This is a genomic window from Amycolatopsis sp. NPDC049868, from assembly GCF_044461365.1.
Lineage (GTDB): Bacteria > Actinomycetota > Actinomycetes > Mycobacteriales > Pseudonocardiaceae > Amycolatopsis.
The window spans coordinates 466,471-488,956 of the sequence record NZ_JBITKV010000004.1 but is presented as its reverse complement, the minus strand read 5'-3'; the positions used below and the strand labels follow the sequence as shown (position 1 = coordinate 488,956).

General features: G+C 69.4%; 21 protein-coding genes. 13 read left to right on the top strand and 8 right to left on the bottom strand.

Features of this window, described 5'->3' with window-relative positions; all coding sequences use genetic code 11:
* The first annotated feature begins 15 nt into the window (after positions 1–15).
* On the top strand, positions 16–585 hold the full coding sequence (locus ACIBTM_RS20760) for a TetR/AcrR family transcriptional regulator (protein WP_395878684.1): 570 nt from the start codon (positions 16–18) through the stop codon (positions 583–585).
* Entirely contained in the window at positions 585–1,208 is a 624-nt protein-coding gene (locus tag ACIBTM_RS20755; RefSeq protein ID WP_395878683.1) for a hypothetical protein, read from the top strand. Before ACIBTM_RS20760 ends, ACIBTM_RS20755 begins: the two co-directional genes overlap by 1 nt.
* Before the next feature lie 522 nt (positions 1,209–1,730).
* On the opposite strand, the gene ACIBTM_RS20750 is transcribed toward ACIBTM_RS20755, so the two are convergent.
* Positions 1,731–2,777, bottom strand: coding sequence for a ferrochelatase (locus ACIBTM_RS20750; RefSeq protein WP_395878682.1), 1,047 nt, complete (start codon positions 2,775–2,777; stop codon positions 1,731–1,733).
* A gap of 85 nt (positions 2,778–2,862) precedes the next feature.
* On the opposite strand from ACIBTM_RS20750, the gene ACIBTM_RS20745 reads away from it, so the two are divergent.
* The 3 genes from ACIBTM_RS20745 to ACIBTM_RS20735 all read left to right on the top strand — a co-directional run bounded on the left by ACIBTM_RS20745 (position 2,863) and on the right by ACIBTM_RS20735 (position 5,114).
* Complete coding sequence (locus ACIBTM_RS20745) at positions 2,863–3,447, top strand: TetR/AcrR family transcriptional regulator (RefSeq protein WP_395878681.1); 585 nt, start codon at positions 2,863–2,865, stop codon at positions 3,445–3,447.
* A 72-nt stretch (positions 3,448–3,519) separates the two neighbouring features.
* Entirely contained in the window at positions 3,520–4,701 is a 1,182-nt protein-coding gene (locus ACIBTM_RS20740) for a Cmx/CmrA family chloramphenicol efflux MFS transporter (protein ID WP_395878680.1), read from the top strand.
* Between the two features lie 8 nt (positions 4,702–4,709).
* Complete coding sequence (locus ACIBTM_RS20735; protein ID WP_395878679.1) at positions 4,710–5,114, top strand: nuclear transport factor 2 family protein; 405 nt, start codon at positions 4,710–4,712, stop codon at positions 5,112–5,114.
* Positions 5,115–5,178: 64 nt separating this feature from the next.
* On the opposite strand, the gene fabI is transcribed toward ACIBTM_RS20735, so the two are convergent.
* Both fabI and fabG read right to left on the bottom strand, forming a co-directional pair.
* The gene (gene fabI, locus ACIBTM_RS20730; protein WP_395878678.1) at positions 5,179–5,946 is read right to left on the bottom strand and encodes an enoyl-ACP reductase FabI; all 768 of its coding nucleotides are present in this window, start codon (positions 5,944–5,946) and stop codon (positions 5,179–5,181) included.
* 50 nt (positions 5,947–5,996) lie between these two features.
* Positions 5,997–6,701, bottom strand: a complete 705-nt coding sequence (fabG, locus tag ACIBTM_RS20725; protein WP_016334125.1) for a beta-ketoacyl-ACP reductase — start codon at positions 6,699–6,701, stop codon at positions 5,997–5,999.
* A gap of 191 nt (positions 6,702–6,892) precedes the next feature.
* Between fabG and ACIBTM_RS20720 the strand changes: the two genes are divergently transcribed.
* From ACIBTM_RS20720 to ACIBTM_RS20690, 7 genes are all read left to right on the top strand, one after another.
* Positions 6,893–8,251: an MFS transporter gene (locus tag ACIBTM_RS20720; protein WP_395878677.1), complete on the top strand. Its 1,359-nt coding sequence runs from the start codon at positions 6,893–6,895 to the stop codon at positions 8,249–8,251.
* 10 nt (positions 8,252–8,261) lie between these two features.
* Entirely contained in the window at positions 8,262–8,930 is a 669-nt protein-coding gene (locus tag ACIBTM_RS20715) for a response regulator transcription factor (RefSeq protein ID WP_395878676.1), read from the top strand.
* Positions 8,931–8,933: 3 nt separating this feature from the next.
* Positions 8,934–10,337: a sensor histidine kinase gene (locus ACIBTM_RS20710; RefSeq protein ID WP_395878674.1), complete on the top strand. Its 1,404-nt coding sequence runs from the start codon at positions 8,934–8,936 to the stop codon at positions 10,335–10,337.
* Positions 10,334–11,275, top strand: a complete 942-nt coding sequence (locus ACIBTM_RS20705) for a TAXI family TRAP transporter solute-binding subunit (RefSeq protein WP_395878673.1) — start codon at positions 10,334–10,336, stop codon at positions 11,273–11,275. Before ACIBTM_RS20710 ends, ACIBTM_RS20705 begins: the two co-directional genes overlap by 4 nt.
* Before the next feature lie 136 nt (positions 11,276–11,411).
* Positions 11,412–12,698, top strand: a complete 1,287-nt coding sequence (locus ACIBTM_RS20700) for an alpha/beta hydrolase family protein (RefSeq protein ID WP_395878672.1) — start codon at positions 11,412–11,414, stop codon at positions 12,696–12,698.
* 66 nt (positions 12,699–12,764) lie between these two features.
* Positions 12,765–13,985 carry an alpha/beta hydrolase family protein gene (locus ACIBTM_RS20695; protein ID WP_395878671.1) on the top strand — a complete coding sequence of 407 codons (1,221 nt, stop codon included), beginning with the start codon at positions 12,765–12,767 and terminating at the stop codon, positions 13,983–13,985.
* A gap of 20 nt (positions 13,986–14,005) precedes the next feature.
* The gene (locus tag ACIBTM_RS20690) at positions 14,006–14,437 is read left to right on the top strand and encodes an acyl-CoA thioesterase (protein ID WP_395878670.1); all 432 of its coding nucleotides are present in this window, start codon (positions 14,006–14,008) and stop codon (positions 14,435–14,437) included.
* Here the strand turns inward: ACIBTM_RS20690 and ACIBTM_RS20685 are convergent.
* Positions 14,425–16,020 (bottom strand): alkaline phosphatase D family protein, encoded by a 1,596-nt coding sequence (locus ACIBTM_RS20685; protein WP_395878669.1) that lies wholly within the window; start codon positions 16,018–16,020, stop codon positions 14,425–14,427. The two genes, ACIBTM_RS20690 and ACIBTM_RS20685, sit on opposite strands and share 13 nt — an antisense overlap.
* A 111-nt stretch (positions 16,021–16,131) precedes the next feature.
* Here ACIBTM_RS20685 and ACIBTM_RS20680 point away from each other — a divergent pair, with 111 nt between their 5' ends.
* The gene (locus ACIBTM_RS20680; protein WP_395878668.1) at positions 16,132–16,593 is read left to right on the top strand and encodes a tRNA (cytidine(34)-2'-O)-methyltransferase; all 462 of its coding nucleotides are present in this window, start codon (positions 16,132–16,134) and stop codon (positions 16,591–16,593) included.
* 496 nt (positions 16,594–17,089) lie between these two features.
* Here the strand turns inward: ACIBTM_RS20680 and ACIBTM_RS20675 are convergent, their stop codons facing one another.
* The 4 genes from ACIBTM_RS20675 to ACIBTM_RS20660 form a co-directional block, all read right to left on the bottom strand.
* Positions 17,090–18,070 (bottom strand): VWA domain-containing protein, encoded by a 981-nt coding sequence (locus ACIBTM_RS20675; RefSeq protein WP_394360951.1) that lies wholly within the window; start codon positions 18,068–18,070, stop codon positions 17,090–17,092.
* The gene (locus ACIBTM_RS20670) at positions 18,067–18,951 is read right to left on the bottom strand and encodes a DUF58 domain-containing protein (RefSeq protein WP_225950060.1); all 885 of its coding nucleotides are present in this window, start codon (positions 18,949–18,951) and stop codon (positions 18,067–18,069) included. Before ACIBTM_RS20670 ends, ACIBTM_RS20675 begins: the two co-directional genes overlap by 4 nt.
* 70 nt (positions 18,952–19,021) lie before the next feature.
* A complete protein-coding gene (locus ACIBTM_RS20665; protein WP_378369221.1) occupies positions 19,022–20,089 on the bottom strand; it encodes an AAA family ATPase in 1,068 nt (355 codons plus the stop codon).
* 92 nt (positions 20,090–20,181) lie between these two features.
* Positions 20,182–22,455: a P-loop NTPase fold protein gene (locus ACIBTM_RS20660; RefSeq protein WP_395878667.1), complete on the bottom strand. Its 2,274-nt coding sequence runs from the start codon at positions 22,453–22,455 to the stop codon at positions 20,182–20,184.
* Positions 22,456–22,486: the final 31 nt, after the last annotated feature.

Sequence of the window (22,486 nt, the reverse complement as noted above, 5' to 3'; positions counted from 1 at the left end):
CCAAAAGGAGAAGTGGTGCCCAAACGAGTCGATCACGAGGACCGGCGACGGCAGATCGCCGCGGCCGTTCGCCGTATCGCGGCCGACCGGGGGCTCGAAGGGGTCAGCCTGAACGAGGTCGCAGCCGAGGCCGGTATCTCGAAAGGGTTCGTGCAGCACTACTTCGCGTCACGGGACGACATGCTGCGCTACGCGACGACCACCCTTCGGGATGGAGTCGAGGAGCGCATCGCCATGCCGTCCGAGCCCAGCGTCCGGGATCTTCTCGTCGCACTGCTCCCGCTGGACGAGGCGAGCCGGAACGACGCGCTGGTCGCCAACGCCTTCATCGTGCGCGCGTTCAAGGATCCGGAGATCGCCGGCCACTTCAGGGCCGGCCACGGCCAGCTTCGCGACGCGATCGCGGCCCTGCTCGCCGCCGCCCAGGCGGACGGCGATCTCGTTCAGTCCATCGACCCGGCCGCTGAAGCCGCTCTTCTGCTCGCCCTGGTTTCCGGTCTCGGCGACGCGGTGTTGCTCGGCTACCAATCCGGCGATGAGGCCATCGCCCTCATCGACCTGCACCTGTCAAGGATCGCCGCGTGATGACCGTTCGAAAGCCACGCCGTACCGCGCCGGTCCTCGCCGTCGCGTCCGTCGTCTTGCTCGGCGCCTGCGGGCCGAAGTACGACGAAGCCACCACTGAACCGGTCTCCAGTCCCGCCCCGACCTCGGTGGCCGAGCGGGGAAAATCGCCGAGCGAACTCGCGGCCAAGATCCGGTTCGAGATCAAAGAGCACGCGGAGGGCATGATCGGCGGGCCGAACCTCGGCCTGGCCCTTCAGTGCGGTGAGCTCTCCGGCTCGATGATGAAATGTTCGGCCACTTTCAAGGACCAGACCGTCCAGATCGACGCCCGGGTGTACGACTACTCCCCGGGCAAGACCTTCGACACCTACAAGCAGGACATCACCGCGAAGGCTCGTTTCCTCGTGCGGGACCAGGTCCACCGGGAGTTCCACGAATCGATCATGGCGTTCCAGAACGGCGGGCCGCTCGGCGCCGACGACGTGCTGCGCTGCGACAAGATGCCGGAAGTGACCACCGTCCGACTGGGCGTCGACGACGAGTGGGTCGACACCGGCATCCGCTGCTACCACTACGGCGGAACGCTGACCACGACGAAGCACCTGAAGGTCATGTCCAAAGACATCGGCTTCCACGACTGACCTCGTCAAAGCCGAAGGTGTCTTGATCCTCATCTCGGTCCGTGAAGGCCTCCTTGAGGGACTCTGGGTCCCTCAAGGAGGCCTTCATTTACTTACCGACGACAAGCCTTCCCAGAGCCGCGACTCCAACTGGCTTCGAGACGACGCAGGACACCGCAGCACCCGATGCCCCCAACGCCACATTGGAGACCGGGCAAAACCGCCTAACCCGCCGACACACTGGCGGGAGAACAAAGATGAATCCCCAAGGAGGCCTTCACGGACTCGATGATCGCCACATACGCCCCACCTGCACCAGCAGTCACAACAGAGGCGCGTGAAGGCCCCCTTCCCTCGGCTCAGCCGAGGAAACTCGACCTTCACACCATGCCAAGTACATGAAGGCCCCCTTCCTTGCGCCTAAGTACAGGAAGGGGGCCTTCATGTACCGCAGGGGCGAGCAAGAGCGGCGGTGGCATAGCGAGGCGCGCCTCGTAAGCGGCAAGGGCGGCCAGAACCGTCCTCACTCACGAGCCTGATCGCCTACGGACGCGCGGGCCTCTTCGCGGGCTCGCAGCACCCGACCGCGCAAGGCGCCCCGTTGATCGTGCACCCGGCCGCCGGGAACGGCGAAAGCTTCCGCGCCGGCGCCCCTTCGGTGTGTTCCCGGATCAGCTCCACGACGAGTTCGGCGAAACGCGGGTCGGTGTCCGGCGTGGCGGCCCGCGCGAAGCCCATGCCGTGCTCCGCGGCCCGCTCGGCGGCCTCGTTGTCGAGGTCCCAGATCACCTCGAGGTGGTCGGACACGAAACCCACCGGGCACACGACCACCGAGGTGACGCCTTCCGCGTGCAACGCGTCGATGTGGTCGACGATGTCCGGCTCCAGCCACGGCACCTGCGGCGGGCCGGAGCGCGACTGCCAGACGACGTCGTAGGTCTCGATACCCACTTCGGCCGCGACGAGCCGGGCCGCTTCGGCGATCTGGCGCGAGTAACGCCGTCCGCCTTCCGAAGGCGGTCCGGACGCGGTGTCCGCGGACTCGGGCACCGAGTGCGCGCAGAACACCGTCCTCGTCCCAGGCTGGTTCCCCAGCTTCGCGTGCGCGGCCCGGACGGCGTCGGCGAAGGCGGCGACGAACAGCGGGTGGTCGAAGAATTGCCGCAGCTTCACCAGTTCCGGCGCGCCCTCGCCGACCGACGCACGGGCGCGCTCGATGTCCTCGTCGTACTGGCGGCAGGCGGAATAGCCGCCGTACGCGCTCGTGGGGAAGACCAGGACGCGCTGAGCACCCGCCTCGGTGATCTCGGCCAGTGCGTCCTCGACCATCGGCCGCCAGTTGCGGTTGCCGAAGTGGACCGGCAGATCGATCCCGGCGGCAGCGAGTTGCTTCTCGACCGCGGAGATCGCGTCCCGGTTCAGCCGGTTGATCGGCGAGACCCCGCCGAAGTGCTGGTAATGCTCGGAGACCTCGAGCAGTCGTTCCCGGGGGACCCCCCGGCCCCGCGTGACGTTCTCCAGGAACGGCATCACCTCGTCGGGCCCCTCGGGACCACCGAACGAAAGCCAAAGCAGCGCGTCGTAACCCACCCTGCCATCTTGCCGTTGTGGCGCTCCGCACGCTGACCCGACCCGTTTTGAACCGACCGATCCAAAACCTGGTACGGTCGCTTCCATGGCCAGGCCGAAGGAATTCGACGAGCGCGCCGCCATCGGGCGCGCCATGGACGCGTTCTGGGCACGCGGTTACGAGGGCACGTCGACACAGGCCCTCTGCGAAGCCACCGGCTTGGGCCGCAGCAGCATCTACAACACCTTCTCCAGCAAGCACGCCCTGTTCATGCGCGCGCTCGACCACTACGCCGAACGCGGAATCACGGCCAGAACGGCACTACTGGAGGAATCCGGGACCGGCGTCGAGCGATTCCGCGCCCTGTTCGACTTCACGATCGACGAGGAGGTCGAGCATCCCGGGCGGGGCTGCCTCGTGGTCAACACGGTGGCCGAGTTCGGCGAGCGCGATCCCGAGATCAAGGCGCGGATCGACGCCGACACCCGGCGCCACGTCGCCCTTCTGTCTGCCTGCGCCAAGGAAGGGCAACTCGACGGGACGATCGACAGCGCTCGCGAGCCCGGCGCCGTCGCCGAGTTCGCGCACAGCACCGTCGCCGGGCTCCGGCTGATGTCCCGCCGCGGCGCCGGACGAGCGGCCATGGAGGCCGTCGCGGCCATCGCATTGGACGCGATCGCCGCGAAGTAGACCGAAAAGAACCCCTGTGCGCGACGCTGCCCACATTTTGGACTTAACGATACAAAACTGGAGGGAATTCCCGTGCCTTTGGCGGTCTGCGTACTCGGACTGAGCGTGTTCGCGCTCGGTACCTCCGAGTTCATGATCACCGGCCTGCTACCGGGGATGGCGGCCGACCTGAATGTCGGCATCCCGGAGGCCGGGCTGCTCATCTCGGCCTTCGCGATCGGCATGGTCGTCGGCGCTCCCCTGCTCGCGATCGCGACGCTGAGAGTGCCGAGGCGCGCCACCCTGATGGCCCTGCTCGTCGTCTTCGGGCTTTCACATGTCGTCGGCGCGCTGGGATCGGGGTACGCCCTGCTCTTCGCGACGCGCGTCGTCAGCGCGGTCGCCTGCGCCGGATTCTGGGCGGTCGCGGCGGCCACCGCGGTCGCGCTCGTCCCGGTCGAGCGCCGCGGCCGTGCCCTGGCCATCCTGGTCGGCGGGCTCACCGTCGCGAACATCGCCGGCGTACCCGCCGGGACCTTCCTTGGCCAGCACGCGGGCTGGCGGGCGGCCTTCTGGGCGGTCACGGCGCTGACCGTGATCGCGTTGATCGGGGTTTTCGCCCTGGTCCCGGAGACACAGAACGGCGAAGACAAGACCGACGTCGCGACCGAACTGCGGCTCTACCGAGGCGGCCGGTTCTGGCTGGCCCTCGGCGTGATCGCGCTCGCGCAGGCGATGATCTTCGCGACCTTCAGCTACCTCGCACCCTTGCTGACCGAGGTCGCCGGCCTGCCGGAAAGCTGGGTACCGGGCGTGCTTTCCCTGTTCGGGCTCGGCGCGCTGATCGGCATCACCGCCGGCGGCAGGCTCGCCGACGCGAGGCCCTTCGCGACCCTCTACGGCGGCCTCGCCGTCGCCCTGCTCGCCCTGGTGCTGCTCGCGCTCTCCGGTCCGGCGACGCCGGCCGCGATCTTCGCCGTCTTCCTGTTCGGCGTGGCCGGATTCGGGGTCAATCCCGCCTTGAACGTCCGTGCCTTCGCCGTGGCGGGCAACGCGCCCACGCTCGTCGGCGCGAGTACGACCGCCGCCTTCAACGTCGGCAACACCGTCGGCCCGTGGCTCGGCGGAGAGTCGATCGACGCCGGTCTCGGCTATCCCAGCGTGGCATGGGTGAGCGTCGGGCTCGGGGTCGCCACCCTCGTCGCACTCACCTTCGCCGCCGGTGTCCAGCGCACCGACGACCTTCGCCTGCTCCGCGAACCCGTTACCCATTAAGGAGAATCATGTCCGAACGAACCAAGGCCACCCTCGACGAGTTCTTCCGTCGAATGTCCACAGGAGACACTGACGGCGCCACGGAACTCTTCGCCGACAGCGTCGCGTGGGACATCCCCGGCGCGACGGAGCTGGTCCCGTGGATCGGCCCGCGCCGGAACCGGGCGGAGATCCGCGAGTTCTACGACCTGCTCGACAAGGGCCTCGTCAAGGACCGGTTCGACGTCGAACGCGTCCTCGTCGACGGACCGCACGCGGTCGCGATCGGCCGCCTGCGCTCGACGATCCGCAGCACCGGCAAGGTGATCGAGACGGCCTTCACCATCGAATTCGAGGTGAACGACGACGGCCTGATCACCAAGTACCTGCTGCTCGAGGACTCCTGGCACGTCGCGAACGCCGTCCTCCCCTGACGCGCGTGAAGGCCCCCTTCCCTTGGCTGAGCCGAGGGAAGGGGGCCTTCACGCGCATCGAGACCTAGATGCCGAGGGCGTGCACTCCGCCGTCGACCATGATCATCGAGCCGGTGGTGGCGGGAAGCCAGTCCGAGAGGACGGCACAGACCGACTTCGCCGTCGGGTCCGGGTCGGAGCTGTCCCACCCGAGCGGCGCGCGGTCGCCCCAGCCCTCCTCCAGCTCGGAGAAGCCGGGAATCGACTTCGCGGCCATCGTCTTCATCGGGCCGGCGCTGACCAAGTTGACCCGGATCCCCTTCGGGCCGAGGTCGCGCGCCAGGTACCGGTTCACCGACTCCAGCGCCGCCTTCGCCACGCCCATCCAGTTGTAGACGGGCCACGCGACGCGCGCGTCGAAGTCCATGCCGACGATCGACGCACCGCGCGAGAGCAGTGGCAGCGTCGCGACGGTGAGAGCCTTGAAAGAGTACGCCGAGACGTCGACGGCCACCTTCACGTCCTCGCTCGGGGCGTCCAGGAACGGCGCGCCGAGGCAGGACTGCGGGGCGAACCCGATCGAGTGCAGCACCCCGTCGAGCCCGTCGACGTGCTCACGCACGCGGTCGGCGAGCGAGTCGAGGTGCTCCTGGTTGGTGACATCCAGCTCCAGAACCGGCGCCGGCTCGGGGAGCCGCTTGGCGATGCGCTCGACGAGCGACAGCCTGCCGAAGCCGGTGAGCACGACCTTCGCGCCCTCCTGCTGCGCGATCTTGGCCGCGTGGAACGCGAGCGAGGCGTCGGTGATGACGCCGGTGATCAGCAGGCGCTTGCCTTCGAGCAGTCCTGGCACGGGACCTCCAGTCCGGAGTGGTTTGTGATCGGTACGGGGAAACGGGGACGTCAGTGGCCCATGCCGAGGCCGCCGTCGACCGGCAGCACCGCGCCGTTGACGTAACCGGCCTCTTCGGAGGCGAGGTACCGGACGGCGGCGGCGATCTCCGACGGCTCGGCGTACCGGCCGGAGGGAACCTGGGCGAGGATCTCCTTCTTGCGGTCCTCGCCGAGCTCGTCGGTCATGTCCGTGGCGACGAAGCCCGGCGCGATGACGTTCGAGGTGATGTTGCGCGAGCCCAGCTCACGCGCGAGCGACCGGGCGAGACCGACGAGGCCCGCCTTGCTGGCCGCGTAGTTGACCTGCCCGGCCGAGCCGGTGAGGCCCACGACGGACGAGATGAAGATGTAGCGGCCCCACTTGCCGCGCAGCATGCCGCGCGAGGCGCGTTTGGCGACCCGGTACGCGCCGGTGAGGTTGGCGTCGACCACGCGGGTGAACTGCTCCTCACTCATGCGCATGAGGAGGGTGTCGTCGGTCATCCCGGCGTTCGCGACGAGGACCTCGACCGGGCCCTGGTGCTCCTCGACGAGCTTGAAGGCGGCGTCGATCTGCTCGGCGTCGGTGACGTCGGCCTGCACTCCGAAGAGGCCTTCGGGCGCGCCGGACCCGCGGTGCGTGATCGCGACCTTGTGCCCCTGCGCCGCGAGGTCCTTCGCGATCGCCAAACCGATGCCGCGGTTGCCGCCGGTGACCAGTACCGACCGTCCCACAGAGCTCTCCTCGCCTCGTCTTCGTCCCGTGACGGCTCTGAGGCTATCGGCTGCCCCGCCGCACGCCGGAGCCGCTCCACCCCTACCTCCGGGTAACCGCGACCACCCTAAGCGGATGTTAGGAACCGCGCCGAAACCTTGCCCGGCGGTCACGGATTGTTCACCGTGAGCCGGAACACAGGAGGTCAAAGATGACAACCCGGATCGGCGAATCGTCGCCGCCCGTGAGCGAGCGTCGAGTCGTGGGCAACGTGCTGCGCGGCTCGATCGGCAACCTGGTCGAGTGGTACGACTGGTACGCCTACGCCGCCTTCACCACGTACTTCGCGAAGTCCTTCTTCCCCACCAAGGACACGACGGCGGCCTTCCTCGGCACCGCGGCGGTGTTCGCGGTCGGCTTCCTCATGCGGCCGCTCGGCGGCTGGATGCTCGGCCGGTTCGCCGATCGCTTCGGGCGACGAAGCGCACTCGTGCTTTCCGTCACGTTGATGGCGACGGGCTCGCTGATGATCGCCGTGACACCGACCTACGCCACGATCGGGATCGCCGCGCCGATCCTGCTGCTGGTGGCCCGGCTCGTCCAGGGGCTCTCGGTCGGCGGCGAGTATTCGACCTCCGCGACCTATCTGTCCGAAGTGGCCACTCCGGGCAAGCGCGGTTTCTACTCCAGCTTCCAGTACGTGACGCTGTACGGCGGCCAGCTGCTGGCGCTCGGGCTCCAGCTGCTCCTGCAGGCCGTGCTCACCGAGCAGCAGCTGACCTCATGGGGCTGGCGGATCGCCTTCGTCGTCGGCGCGCTCGCCGCGGTCGTGGTGATGATCCTGCGCCGCGGGATGGACGAGTCGGCCAGCTTCGAGGAGGCCAAGGCCTCCGGCACCGGCAAGGACGCGGGCGACAAGGGCACGCTGCGCGCGCTGATCAAGTACCCCAAGGAGATCGCGCTCGTCGTCGGCCTCACCCTCGGCGGCACGGTGTCGTTCTACACCTTCGCCACCTACAGCCAGAAGTTCATGGAGAACACCGCGGGCATCCCGCGCCGGACGGTCACGCTGATCCTGTTCTGCGCGATCCTCGTCGCCGCGATCCTGCAGCCGTTCGCGGGCAAGCTCTCCGACCGCATCGGCCGCCGTCCGCTGCTGATGTTCTTCGGGATCGCCGGCACGCTGCTGACCGTCCCGATCATGACGCTGATGGGCGGGACGAAGCAGCCGGTGCTCGCCTTCCTGCTGATGCTGGCCGGGCTGGTGATCGTCACCGGGTACACCTCGATCAACGCGATCGTGAAGGCCGAGCTGTTCCCGACGAAGATCCGCGCGATCGGCGTCGGTCTCCCCTACGCGCTCACCGTGGCGATCTTCGGCGGCACCGCCGAGCTCATCGCGCAGGCGCTCAAGGGGGCGGGCCACGAATCGGTGTTCTTCTACTACGTCGCGGGCTGTGTCCTGGTCTCCCTCATCGTGTACGGCACAATGCGGGAAACCTCGAAGACCTCGGAGCTGGACAAGAAGAAGCAGCCCGAGCCCGAGCTCGTGTCCGGCCGAGAAGGCTAGGCGGGAAGGTATGGCCGTGCGGGTGCTTCTCGTCGAGGACGACGCTGGTGTCGCCGACGCGCTCTCCGAAGCGCTGCACGCGCGCGGTCATACCGTCTCCCACGCGGTCCGGGGCTGCGACGCGCTGCACCGGCATCGCGGGGCCGACTTGATCCTGCTGGATCTCGGCCTGCCCGACATGGACGGGCTCGACGTGCTCAGGAAGATACGTCAGGTGTCGCTGGTTCCGGTGCTGGTCCTCACCGCGCGCGGTGAGGAACGGTCCATCGTGCGCGGGCTGCGGCTCGGCGCCGACGACTACCTGGCCAAACCGGTCCGCCTCGCCGAGCTTCTGGCGCGGATGGACGCGGTCGTGCGCCGCGCCGCCGCGCCGGTCGCGCCGCAGGACGACGTCGTCCGCGTCGAGGACGTCGAGATCGACCTCGGCGCGCGACGCGTGCTGGTCGACGGGAACGACATCGGGCTCACCACCAAGGAGTTCGCCGTCCTGGCCGTGCTCGCCGCCCGGCCGGGCACGGCGGTGAGCCGCCAGCAGCTGATGGACGAGGTCTGGGGCGACGCGTACCTCGCCGTCTCCCGTTCGCTGGATGTGCACCTGACCCAGCTGCGCGCGAAGCTCGACCGGCCGGGGCTGCTGACCACCATCCGGGGTTTCGGCTACCGGCTGGGCCGGGACTGACCGGTGCGCACCCGGCTGCTGGTCGTCCTCGTCGCCCTCGCGCTGACCGTGGTCGCCGCGTTCGCGATCCCGCTGTTCGGCTCGACCGCCGCACAGCGGACGCAGCAGCTCGTGATCGCCCGCAACGCAGACGTCGACCGGTTCGTCGTCCTCGCCCAGCAGGCGGTCGACGCCGCCGATCCGACCGCGCTGGCGGTCGACGCCGAGCGGTATTCGTCGTTATACGGCGAGGCGGTCGTGGTGGTCGACGCGCGCGGCCTGCCGCTGGTCGAAACCGGCGGGATGACCGCCGGGGAACCGGTGGTCCGTTCATTCGTCGAGGCCGCGCTGCGCAACCAGCCCGCGCGGGGACCGGAACAGCTCAGCCCGTGGTCGGTGGATCCGGTCCATTTCGCCCGTCCGGTGGGCACCGGGACCCGGGTGGCCGGCGTGGTCGTGCTCCGCGCGTCGGTGACCACGGCGGCGGCCGACGTCGCCACCCGCTGGGCCGCGATCGTCGCGGGCGCGGTGCTGGTCGCGGCGGTGTTCGTGTTGCTCGCGGTCCTGCTCGCCCGCTGGATGGTACGGCCGCTGCACGAACTGGAGACCGGTGTGCAGGCGGTGACCGAAGGACATCGCGCGCAGGTCCCCGACCGGGCCGGGCCCCATGAGCTGCGCTCGCTCGCGACGTCGTTCAACCGGATGTCCGACGCCGTCGTCGAGGCGTCCGAACAGCAGCGGCGGCTGGTCGCGGACGCGTCGCATCAGCTGCGGAATCCCATGGCCGCCTTGCGGTTGCGGGTGGATTCGCTCGCCGCGCAGGTCGACGGAGACGGCCAGCGGGCCTACCGGGCGACCGTCGCGGAGGTCGAGCGCCTGGAGTCCCTGCTCGACGGGCTGCTCGCGCTGGCGCTCGCCGAAAGCGCCGCGACCCGGCTCGCCGCGGGCGAGTCCGGCGACGAACCCTGCGACCTCCCCACCGTCCTGGCCGAACGGGTCGACGCGTGGCGGCCCTCGGCCGAAGACGCGGGAGTGGGCCTCGCGGCGTCGGAAGGCCACGACGAGCCGGTGCCGGTGCGGTGCGAGGAAAGTGAACTGGCCCAAGTGCTGGACGTCCTGCTCGACAACGCGGTGCACTACGCGGGACGCGGCGCCACGATCACCACCGGCTACGAAATCGGTGACACGACCGCCACGCTCTTCGTCTCCGACAACGGCCCCGGACTGTCCACAGAGGACCGTGAACGCGCGACCGAGCGCTTCTGGCGTGCCGGTGGCGACGGCGCTCCACGCGGCACGGGTCTCGGCCTCGCGATCGCGAGCCAGCACGTGCTGGCCAGGGGCGGCAAACTCGAACTGTGTGAGGCGAAACCGCACGGGCTCGAGGTCCGCGTCGAGCTTCCTCTCGCGGCAGGGGAAAAGCCATGACCGTCACCAGGCGCACCGCGCTTCTCGCCGGTCTCGCGACACTCGCCGGCTGTTCGACCGCGGGTTACCAAGGCCCCGAACGAGAGGTCGTCATCGCCGCGGGCGAGAGCGGCGGTTTCTATCTGGCCTTCGCGGAACTCCTCGCCCAGCAGCTCAACCGGGCGGAACCACGACTGCGGGCGACGGCCGTCGCCACCGAGGCCAGTGTCGAGAATCTGCGGCGGCTACGGGACGGCCGGGCCGATCTCGGGCTGGTCCTCGGAGACGTCGCCGAGTCCGCTTTCCTCGGCGCGGAGCCGTTCTCCGTCCCGATCTCGTTCTCGGCCATCGGCCGTGTCTACGAGAACTACCACCAGCTCGTCGTCCGGGTGGACGGCGGTGTGCGATCGCTCGCCGATCTGTCCGGGCGGCCGGTGGCGATGGGCGCGAGCGGGTCCGGCGTCGCGGTGTTCAGCACGCGCCTGTTCGCCCGCGCCGAGGTGCCCGTGAAGGCGAAGAACCTGCTTCTGGGCGAAGCGATCAACGCGCTGGCCGCGCACGAGGTCGACGCGCTCCTCTGGTCCGGCGGGATCCCGACCCCCGCGCTCACCGAACTGAACCGCACCACCCCGATCACGCTTCTCCCCCTCGACAGCCACCTTCCCGCCCTGCGCGCCGGCTACGGTCCGGTGTACGACCAGGTCCACGTGCCGGCGCAGGCCTATCAAGGGGTCGGCGAGCTACGGACGATCGGCGTCGCGAACCTGCTGCTGGCGGCCCCTTCACTGCCCGACGACGTCGCGGCCGCCGTGGCACGCGTGCTGGCGGCGCACGCCGCCGATCTCGTGCCCGCGGCCGCGGTGGGAACGCAGTTCCTCGACGTCCGGACGCTGATCGGCACCGGGAAGGTTCCGCTGCATCCCGGAGCCGCCTCGGCCTACCGTGCCCTGCACGGGTGATCGCGGCTCCATCTTCAGAGGGATGCGCGTCGCACCGGGGCGCTGCCAGGGTCGGGAACAGGCGGCCGCCGGGCCGCCCCGATCCGGAAGGACTCCAGCAGTGGGCGAATTCATGCGGTCGTCGCAACATGGGAAAGTGTCATCGAGACACACCAGGGTGGTGCGGGGTTCGGCGCTGATCGCGGGCCTCGCGCTCGCGGGCGGGCTCGCCACGGCGGCCCCCGCCGTCGCGGCCGACCAGGCCAAGCTCACCGCACCGGCCCTCACCGGCCCTTACGAGGTCGGCACCACCGACCTCCACCTCGTCGACCCGTCCCGCCCTGATCCGTGGAAACCGGAACGGCGCCGGGAGCTCATGGTCACCGTCACCTATCCGGCGGACCGGTCCGCCGACGGCCCGCGGGCGCTGTGGCTCACGCCCGGGGTGAGCGGCGTCATCGATCAGGCGCTCTCGGCCGAGGACTATCTCGGTCTCCCGGTCGGCTCCATCGACTGGGCGTCGGCGAAGCGGCGCGCCGAAACCGGCGTTCCGGTGGCGCACGGCGCTCCCAAACCCGTGGCGCTCTTCTCCCCCGGTTTCGGCGGCCCTCGCGAGACGTACACGGCGATCGTCGACGATCTCGCCAGCCGCGGCTATGTGGTCGTCTCGCTTTCGCACACCTACGAGAGCGCCGCGGTCGAATTCCCCGGCGGAAGGCTCGAAACGGCCATTCCGCGGGGCGAAGGACCCGAGTTCATGAAGAAGGCGCTCGACGCCCGGGTCGCCGACAGCCGCTTCGTCCTCGACCGGCTGGCGGACATCACCCGCGGGCAGAACCCGGACGCGGAGCACCGGCCGCTCCCGCGTGGGCTCGGCCGGTCGCTCGACCTGTCCAGGGTCGGTGCCTACGGCCACTCCTACGGCGGGTTCACCGCCGGCGAGACGATGGTCCACGACCGCCGTGTCGACGCCGGGATCAACCTCGACGGCGCGATGGCGACCGCGTTCGGCTACCCGCCGGGCAGCGCCTACGTGCCCGGAGAGGTCACGAAACGCGGCCTGGACCGGCCGTTCCTGCTGATGGGTGCCGAGGGCGTCGACGAGAACGGCAAGCCGCTGGAGCACACGCACCGGCAGCCCGAATTCGACCGCAGCTGGGCGGACTTCTGGGCCAACCAGCGCGGGTGGAAGCGGGACCTCCTGCTGCGCGGTGGCAGCACGCATATGGCCTACAGCGATCTGCAGGTCGTGGTGCCGCAGCTCGGTTCGCGAGTGGCGCCGGAGAAGCGCGATGCGATCATCGGCACGATCGATCCCCGGCGCTCGGTGGCCGCGCAGCGGGACTACATCGGCGCGTTCTTCGATCTTCACCTTCGCGGCCGGGACAGGCACCTTTTCGATGGTGAGTCTCCGCGTCATCCGACTATCGATTTCATCGACTAGGGAGCTGTGCCACGCTCCGGGAAGGCGGCCGTCCGGCCGTCTTCCCGGAACGAAGGGGCTCCCTCAGTGTCATCGGGGCACACCTCGGGCCTGGCCGGCTCGCTCTCGGCGGCCGGCCCCGTCGAATTCACCATCCCCGCGCCGGCCGGTGGCCTGACGATCGGCACCACCGAACTCCATCTGGTCGACACCTCACGGCCCGATCCCTGGAAACCGGATCGCCGGAGAGAACTCATGGCCACCGTCACCTACCCCGCGGATCGCCACGACGGCCCGCGGGCGCCCTGGCTCAGCGACGGCTTGGCGGCCGCGCTGGATGACAGCCCCGACGGCCTTGCCGGCCTCGGCATCCCGCCAGGAGCGGTGGACTGGACCTCCGCGCGGCGGCACGCCCGTACCGGGGCACCGGCGAAGACAGAGGACGGTCCGTACCCGGTCGTCGTGTTCTCACCGGGCTTCGCCATGCCGAAGGAGTTCGCCGCCGTCCTCACGGACGATCTCGCGAGTCGCGGATATGCCGTCGTCTCGCTTTCGCATACCTACGAGGCTCCGGCCGTCGAGTTCCCCGGCGGCCGGATCGAGCAAGCCCCGGCGTGGGAAGTAAATCCCGGGACGATGAAGACGGCCATCGATACGCGAGTGGCGGACAGCCGATTCGTCCTCGACCGGCTGCCCCTCCTGGCCGACGACACCGAGCGCCACGCGCTCCCCCGGGGACTCGGCCGTTCGCTCGATCTGTCCCGCGTAGGGATGTTCGGGCACTCCTACGGCGGTTTCACCGCGGCCGAGACGATGTACCGGGACCGTCGCGTCGCCGCCGGGATCAACCTCGACGGGGTGCTCGCCAGCGCGTTCGGCTTCCCGGAAGGCACTCCGTACGTCCCCGGCGAGGCGGTGAAGCACGGGCTGGACCGGCCGTTCCTGCTGATGGGCTCGGAACTCGCCGACCCGGTCACCGGCGATGTCGACCGGCATTCCCACACGGACCCCTACGACCGCAGCTGGGCCGAGTTCTGGGCGAACCATCGAGGCTGGAAGCGCGACCTGCTGCTCCGCGGGAGTGCGCATCTGGGCTACAGCGACCTGCAGGCCGTGGTGCCGCAACTGTCCTCGCTCGCCGGGTCCGCCAAGACGCGGGAACTCATCGGCACCATCGATCCGGGTCGTTCCGTGGCCGCGCAACGAGACCTCGTCGGCGCGTTCTTCGATCTGCACCTGAGGGGACAGGACCGACGCCTTTTCGAGCTCGGGTCGACGCGCCATCCCGGCGTCGAGTTCACCGGCTGATCTTCACGTACGTTGGAACCGTGACAGAGCCACGGAAACCGATCGTCGAGATGCCGCTGCGCGTGCGCTACCACGAATGCGACGGGCAGGGCATCGTCTTCAACGCGCACTACCTCGCCTATGTGGACATGGCCATGTTCGAGGTGGAGAAAGCCCTCTTCGGCTCACATCAGGAGGCGCTGGCCCGCGGTGTCGACGTCGTCGTCGCCGAATCGAACCTCCGCTACCGCGCGCCTTGCCGCTACGACGACGAACTGGTCGTCGCCGTGTACCTGAACCACCTCGGCACGACGTCGCTGCTCATCGACTTCGAGATCACCCGCGGCGGCGACCTGTGCACGGAAGTGAAGACCCGTTACGTCTTCGTCGACCCCGCGACCCTCACGAAGGCGGCGCCGCCCGCGACGGTGCGCGAGGCGTACGCCCCCTTCGTGCCCGCTCAGGCGGACTGAACGCCGGGCCGCCGGTCTTCGACGACGTAACTGGCCCGTGTGCTGATCGGCGCTCCGGGGGTGTTGACGAACGGCACCACCCGGAAGTCGCTCTGCCAGCGCTGCCGGTTGACGTTCACCCGGACGTAGCCGCGCTGACTGTTGAAGAACTTCATGTGCGGGTTGGCCTTCAGCAGGTTCTCACCGCCGGGTGTCATGTCCGCGCCGTTGCCACCGCTGGTGATCGACGTCCCGACGAACTCGCTCGCCACGGTCGGTGAATCGGGGTCGCCAAAGTCGCGCTTGAGGTCCCAGGCGTAGTTCTGGTGCCTGTCGCCGGTGATGACCACCAGGTTCCGCACCCCGCGGTCCTGCGCCGCGGCGAGCACGCGGTCGCGGTCGGCGACGTAGCCGTCCCACGGGTCGAGGTAGACGTTCGTGGCCTCGCCCGCGTCGGTGTCGGTCTGGCCCATCGGCGCCTGGTTGCCGAGGATCTGCCACCGCGCGCGGGACCGCGAGAACCCGTCGAGCAGCCAGTTCCGCTGCTCCGAGCCGAGCAGGGTGCGGTTCTCGTCGAACCGCTCGGTGCAGTTCGCCGACTGACCGTCGCCGCACGGCTGGTCGTCGCGGTACTGGCGGGTGTCGAGCATGGTGAAATCGGCCAGCGTGCCGTAGCTCAGCCGACGGTGAAGCCGCGCGTCCGGCCCCTTCGGCAGCTGGGCGATGCGATACGGCAGGTGCTCGTACATCGCCTGGAACGCCTCGGCCCGCCGCTGCCGGAACACCGCGCGATCCTGGTCCGGTTCCTTGTCGATCTGCGAGATGTCGCCCGCCCAGTTGTTCTCCACCTCGTGGTCGTCGTTGACGTGGATCCACGGGAAGGCGGCGTGCGCGGCCATCAGCGGCGCCTCGGACTTGTAGAGCGCGTACTGGAGCCGGTAGCGGGCCAGGTCGAAGGTCTCGCCCTTGAACTGCGGCCCCACCGGCGTCCCGCGGCCGACACCGGTGACACCGCTTTCGTAGAGGTAGTCGCCCAGGTGCACGACCAGGTCGAGATCCTCGGCCGCCATGTGGTCGTAGGCGGTGAAGTGCCCCGCCTCCCAACTCTGGCACGACGCGAACGCGAAGTTCAGCTCGCGCGGCGACGACCACGCGACCGGCGCCGTCCGGGTGCGCCCGACCGGCGAGATCACGCCGCCCGTGCGGAAGCGGTAGAAGTATTCGTGATCCGGCGCGAGACCGTGGACCTCGGGGTGCACGGAGTGACCGAGTTCGGGCGTGGCGACCACGGACCCGCGGCGGATCACCGCGCGGAAACGCTCGTCGAGCGACACTTCGTACTCGACGCGGACCGGCGTGCGCGGCATACCGCCGAACCCGTCGGCCTCGTAGGGCTTCGGCGCGAGCCTGGTCCAGAGGACGACACCGCCGGGCAACGGGTCACCCGACGCGACGCCGAGGGTGAACGGGTCGCCGGCACCGGGAGCGAGCGGCATCGCGCCGGCGGCGTTCCAGGCACCGGTCCCCAGCAGGACGGCGGCGGCGCCGGCGGAGCCATAACCGAGGAAGCGACGCCGCGACAGGGGGTGAGGGAGCGAAGGCATGAAGCCCTCCTGTGGTGGGATGGTCACGGGCGGGCCTCATGCTCGTCCGGCTTGATGGCCGCCCGGCCGCGCTCAGGCGAAGCGCCCGTGAACGAAAGACGATCAACCCTCGTGTTCCGCATCCTGTTCTACCGCCCCGAAATCCCGCCCAACACGGGTAACGCGATCCGCTTGACCGCGAACACCGGCTGCGAGCTCCACCTGGTGGAGCCGCTCGGTTTCACGCTGGAGGACAAGCAGTTACGACGCGCCGGGCTCGACTACCACGACCTCGCGCGCGTCCACGTCCACACGGACCTCGACGCGGCATGGGCGGCACTCCTCCCCGCGCGGGTCTACGCGTTCAGCGCTTCGGCGACGCGGCTGCACACCGACGTCGCGTACGAGCCCGGGGACGTCCTGATGTTCGGACCGGAGTCGGCGGGGCTGCCCGCCGACGTCCAGGAGTCCGCCCAGGTGACCGACCGGGTGCGGCTGCCGATGCTGCCGTCGAGCCGGTCGCTGAACCTTTCGAACACCGCTGCGATCAGTGTGTACGAGGCTTGGCGGCAGAACGGCTTCGCGACACCCTGACCGCCCACCCCCGAGCCGCATCAGTGCAGCCGCTGCCCTCTTGGCGGGTCCGTGATCAATCGCAGCCGGAATCCACGTAGGTACCTAAGAGCACCTTGGCTCTAGCCCGAAATGCCACTCACGAGGCCCTGCAGTACGTAATGGGCCCTCTTCCTGTAGCTAGGGCGCAAGGAAGGTGCCTTCATGTGCTCGGCGAAGGTATGAAGGTCGAGTTTCCTCGGCTGAGCCGAGGGAAGGGGTCCTTCACGCGCGGCAACATGTGACCGCTGTGGCTGCTGCTGGTGTGCCTGGGGCGTGTGAGGCGAGCCGCGGGTCCGTGAAGGCCTCCTTCCCTACTCTGAAGGTAGGGAAGGAGGCCTTCACTACGCCGTCGTCGTGGCAGTTGGCGAGCTCCATCGTCAGGACGCGTGTCGTGAAAGCCACTTTCGCGACGTGTGACGTCCCGAAAGTGGCTTTCGGGACACCGGCTTCGGCCCGCGCTCTGCCAACAGCCGAATCAGGGAAGTCGCTGCCCCAGGAAGAGCGAAGCCGCGGCACCGATCATCAGCACCAAGGTCCCGAGGATCACCCAAGGCCGGCTCGCGTCGGCGTCCTTGAGCTCGTACCCGATCTGCTCGCCGAGGTCGTCGTACACGCGTTTCAGCTCGTCCGCGCTCGCCGCCTTGTAGAAGTCGCCGCCCGAAAGCCGGGCGATCTCCTCCAGCGATTCGTCGTCGACCTTCACATCCTGCGGTTTGCCGTCGATGTCGACCGAACCGTGCGTGGTACCGAACGAGATCGACGAGATCGGCACCTGAGCCTGCTTCGCGGCCTGAGCGGCCGTGTAGCCGCCTCGCGGGGCGTACAGGTCGTCCGGGACGGTCTGCTTTCCGTCACTCATCAGGACGATCCGGGCGGGCGGCGGGCCCTCGGCGCCACCGACGATCGCCGAGAAGCTCTCGATCGACTGCAGCGCGGCGAAGATCCCTTCACCGGTGGCCGTCGACTGCGCCAGCTTCAGGTTGTCGATCGCCTTCACCACGCCGCCGCGATCGGTGGTCGGGGCGACCAGCACGGTCGCCGTCCCCGCGAACGAGATCAGCCCGAGGTTCACGCCCGGAGTCATGTTCTGCGCGAACGACCGCGCCGACTCCTGGGCCGCCTTCAGCCGGGTCGGGGCGACGTCGGTCGCTTCCATCGACAGCGAGGTGTCGATCACCAGCATCACGGTGGCCCGGTTCCGGGGCACCTTCTGCTCGGCCGTCGGCCCGGCGAGCGCCACGGTGAGCACCAGCAGCGACAGCACGATCAGGATGGCGGGAACGTGCCGCACCCATCCCTGGCTCTTCGGCGCGACCTTCTCCAGCAGTTCCAGGTTGGCGAACCGCATGGTGCGTTTGCGCCGCGCGCGCTGGGACAGCACGTAGCCCACGACCACCGCGGCGACCGCCAGCAGCAGCAGGAACCACCACGGCGACGCGAATCCGGTGAGGCTCACGCGACACCACCGGACCAGCGGCGTTTGCGGGCCACCACGAACCGGACCATGTCCGCGATCCAGTCCGAATCGGTGCGCAGCACCAGATGCGCGGCACCGGCCCGGCGCAGCGCGGCCGCGACCTCTTGCCGGTGTGCGTGCGCCGCGGCGCCGAATTCCTTGCGCAGCAAGGCCGAAGCGTGCACTTCGCGCTGTTTCCCTGTCTCCGGGTCGGCCAGCACGACGGTGCCCACATCGGGCAGATCGATGTCGCGCGGGTCGAGGACTTCGATGGCGATGAGGTCGTGGTGCCCGCCGAGCGCCCGCAACGGGCGCTGCCATTCGGTGTCGCCGAGGAAGTCGGAGATCACGACGGCGAGCCCGCGGCGGCGCGGCGGACGGCGCAGTTTCTCCAGTGCCGCGGCGAGATCCCCGCGGACACCTTCCTCGGCGCGCGGGGTCTCGGCGATCTTGCGGACCAGTCCCCGCGCGTGCGGAAGCCCGCCACGCGCCGGGATGCGCGTGATACTGCCCGCACCGTTGGAGACGAGCGCGCCGATCCGGTTACCGCCTCCGCCGGTCAGATGCGCGACCGCGGCCGTCGCGCAGACGACCAGGTCGCGCTTTTCGCACAGCGCCGTGCCGAAGTCGAGGCTCGCGGACACATCCGCCACCAGCCACGTCTCCAGTTCGCGGTCGGCGACGGTCTCCCGGATATGCGGGCTCGTCGTCCGCGCGGTGACCGCCCAGTCCATCCGGCGGACGTCGTCACCGGGCTGGTACGGCCGGGCCTCCCCCGGTTCCGAACCGGGTCCGGGCACCAGGCCGAGATGGTTTCCCTGCAGCAGCCCGTCGAGACGGCGGCGCACGTCGAGTTCGAGCGTGCGCAGGCCCGCCTCCATCCGCTCCCCGCGGAGTACCGGCGGAGCCCAGGAAGGACGTTCGCCCTTCTCGTTCTTCACGCTCGCTTCCCTACCTGACCGGTGCGCCGGCCGGGACCGGGCCGCCCTGCCCGGCGCCGCCCTGCGGACGGGCCGAGACCTGCGGCAGCGGCACGGTCTGCAGCACCCGCGTGATGATGTGGTCGATGGGGACGCCGTCGGCCAGCGCGTCGTAGGACAGCACGAGCCGGTGACGCAGCACGTCGGGAACGACGTCGACGACGTCCTGCGGCAGCACGTAGTCCCGCCCGCGGACCAGCGCCAGCGCGCGGGCCGCGGCGATGATCCCGAGACTGGCGCGCGGCGAGGCGCCGTAGGACACCCAGCCCGCGACGTCGGCGAGGCCGTGGTCGTTCGGCGTACGGGTGGTGAGCACGAGGCGCACGACGTAGTCGACCAGCGCGTGGTGCACGAAGACCTGCGAAGCGACGTTCTGCAGCCGCACCAGCTCCGCCGGGCTGAGCACCTCTTGCGGGGTGGGCGGGGTGACGCCCATCCGGTAGATGATCTCGCGCTCTTCCTCGGCCGTCGGGTACTCGACGACGATCTTGAACAGGAAGCGGTCCCGCTGCGCCTCGGGCAACGGGTACACGCCCTCGTTCTCGATCGGGTTCTGCGTGGCGAGCACGAGGAACGGGTCGGGCATCGGGAAGGTCTGGCCGCCGATCGACACGTGCCGCTCGGCCATCACCTCGAGCATCGCCGACTGCACCTTCGCGGGCGCGCGGTTGATCTCGTCGGCGAGCACGAAGTTCGCCACCACCGGGCCGAGCTCGACGTCGAACCGCTCGGCGCCCTGCCGGTAGATCCGGGTGCCGAGGATGTCGGCGGGGACCAGGTCCGGGGTGAACTGCACACGCGAGAACGAGCCGCCGACCACTCGCGCGAAGGTCTCGACGGCGAGGGTCTTCGCGACACCGGGAACACCTTCGAGCAGAAGGTGCCCCCTGGCCAGCAGGCCGACCAGCATGCGCTCGACCAGCCTGTCCTGGCCGACGATGATCCGCTTGACCTCGAACACGGTCCGCTCCAGCAACTGGGCGTCCCGCGCCGGCGTTCCGGGCTGCTGCGCGCCGTCGGCGTAGCCGGGCTCGGTCACTCGTGCCTCCTGTGTTCCCCGCTTGCGTTCTTGCGTCCGGATGTGACCGTAGTGGTCGGTGACACAGCCGTTCGTGACGGTAGCCAACCCGATCAGCGGTATGACGGCTGTGAAGGGGCCTCGCCCCGGAACTTCACCAGGTCGTCCCACGCCTGCCTCGGATGCATCGCCATCCGCTGCCGGACGACGGCGAGCAGGTGCAAGCGGGGCGTCAGCCGGTCGCCGGTCAGTGTGTCGTCGAAGACCTCCAGCACGGTCGCGCAGAACAGCACGAAACAGCCACTGTGCCAGCGCAGATCGCTGATCGCGGCGTCGCCGCCGTCGTCGTCCACCAGCCGCTCGGCGATCCCGGCCAAGGCCTCCGGCTCCTCCGTCCCCGGGATGCCGAGCAGTTCCGTGGTCAGCGCGACCAGGTTCGACGATCGGTCCAAGGTGGCCGCGGTGGCGATGAAGGCGCGGGCCTTGCCCGCCAGTTCCCCCGTGACGAGGCTTCGGGCGACGATCTCCAGCGACGGCTGGTAGATCTCGTTCGCCAGATCGACCATCTCGGTGGCACAGCGTTTGAGGTCCCGCGGCAGGCCTCCCGACAGACAGTGCGCCAGGTAGCAGAACTGTTCCGAGATCCCCCGCAACCGCAAGGCGATCCAGAGCCTGCTTTCGTCCAAAGTGAACGGTTCGAGCCGCACCATCTCCGAGAACGCGCTGTCGAAGGCGTCCCGGACGCCGAGTCCCCGCTGTTCGAAGCCGAGGACGGCGTCGTCTGATACGGACACGAAGAACAGGCACCCCGGAACGTCGAAGACACCCTTCACGTCGTTGATGAACTGGTGTGCCTTCTCGGGCTCGCCGATCTTGTCCAGTTCGTCGATCGCGATCACGACCCGGCCGGCGAGCTTCTCCGCCTCCAGCCGCCGAGCCGCCTCTTCGGCGAACTCGCGGAACTTGTCGACGACCTCCGGATGGGTGAGCTGCTGTTCGGCGCGCTGGGTCGACCAGGTCCGGCCGGCTTCCCCTTTCAGCGGCATGCTGAGCTTCCCGGACCATCCGGTCGTGTAGGTCTGCAGGAACCGGATCCGATCGAGTTGCTGCTCGGTGAGGCGGCGGAAACCCGCCAGCCGGATCTCGCGGCGTCGCACGATCAGCAGCCGGACGATCGCGGCTCCGGCCGCCACCACGCCGAACACCATCCGCAGCAGGAACAGCGAGACAACTCCAAGGGCGACGAGCTTCGCTGTGGGCTGTCCCGTCCACACCTGCTGAGGCGTCACCCGCCCGTTCACGACGTCGAGCGCGAGCGTCCAGAGGTCCTGCCACGGCGTCCCGCCCCACAGTAGCCAGACGGCCGAGGCCGCGACTCCCCAGAACACCAGGAACGCCAACCCCTTCCGAAGTGAGCGCCGGAGCATCCGCCGCCGCCGAAGACGGCCGGACACCGTTCGCGAACCCTTCGAGATCTTCGCCAGCACCGCCTTGCAGAGCAACGCGTGCAGGTGCAGCACGAAGTCGCGTGCCTCGTACGCGGCAGGAGCGGAGGCGACCACGACCAGTGGCGCCGCCCGGTCCGATCGGCTCAGCAGGCCCTGCTCAAGCGAGCGGATCGACGTGGTCTTGCCGGTGCCCCGGTGCCCGGCCAGCGCGACAGCCACCGATTCCGCCCGATCGACGATCCGGCGCAGCCGTTTCACCGCGGCCGTCCGCACGAGACCCGCTTCCAGATCCGCCGAGGCGTCCGGCTCTTCGAAGACGAGATTCACGCCCACGCGGATCCGCCGGTGATCCCGCAGATGATCCCGGAGGGCGGGCAGGACGATCTCCCGCAGCGCGAACTCCCATCGGTCGCCCAAACCGATCATCTCCGGATGTGCCCACTCCTTGGTCCGTTGCCAGCCTTCGACGACGAAGAGACCGGGGACCCGGCGGCCGATGACCAGGACGGCCATCCCGATCACCGCGCCGAGTCCCAGCACGCCGACCAGCTGGAAAGGCGACGGCAACGACGACCACGTCAGCCGCAGGATCCTGAGGTACCCCACGAGGAGCGCGCAGGTCACGAGCAACCAGCCCGCCTCCCGGACGGTCACTCGCCGGAACGGGAGGCGCCGGGGCCGTTCGTAGACCACACCCGGCCGTTCCCGCTCCATCCGGATCCGCGCGAGCGCGGTGACATCGCCGAGAACGGCCGTGCGGGCGTCTTCGGCGCGCAGTCCCTCCCTGCGGAGTCCCGAAGCGATCTCCGGCTCGGTGAGCGCTTCGTCGAGCACGGCCTCCAGCGCGAGCATCGAGGACCACGTGTCGAAATCCTCGATGAATCCCTGGCCGTCGCGCAGGAGGTCCGACTCGTACTCGTCCGGATGCAGGTCGCTCACCGGCTTATGATGCCGAACCGCCGTCCCGCGT

Coding starts and splice junctions, on each gene's coding strand:
- ACIBTM_RS20755 (WP_395878683.1), top strand. CDS start 585: ATGACCGTTCGAAAGCCACGCCGTACCGCGCCGGTCCTCGCCGTCGCG.
- ACIBTM_RS20745 (WP_395878681.1), top strand. CDS start 2,863: ATGGCCAGGCCGAAGGAATTCGACGAGCGCGCCGCCATCGGGCGCGCC.
- ACIBTM_RS20735 (WP_395878679.1), top strand. CDS start 4,710: ATGTCCGAACGAACCAAGGCCACCCTCGACGAGTTCTTCCGTCGAATG.
- ACIBTM_RS20720 (WP_395878677.1), top strand. CDS start 6,893: ATGACAACCCGGATCGGCGAATCGTCGCCGCCCGTGAGCGAGCGTCGA.
- ACIBTM_RS20715 (WP_395878676.1), top strand. CDS start 8,262: ATGGCCGTGCGGGTGCTTCTCGTCGAGGACGACGCTGGTGTCGCCGAC.
- ACIBTM_RS20705 (WP_395878673.1), top strand. CDS start 10,334: ATGACCGTCACCAGGCGCACCGCGCTTCTCGCCGGTCTCGCGACACTC.
- ACIBTM_RS20685 (WP_395878669.1), bottom strand. CDS start 16,020: ATGCCTTCGCTCCCTCACCCCCTGTCGCGGCGTCGCTTCCTCGGTTAT.
- ACIBTM_RS20670 (WP_225950060.1), bottom strand. CDS start 18,951: ATGGAGGCGGGCCTGCGCACGCTCGAACTCGACGTGCGCCGCCGTCTC.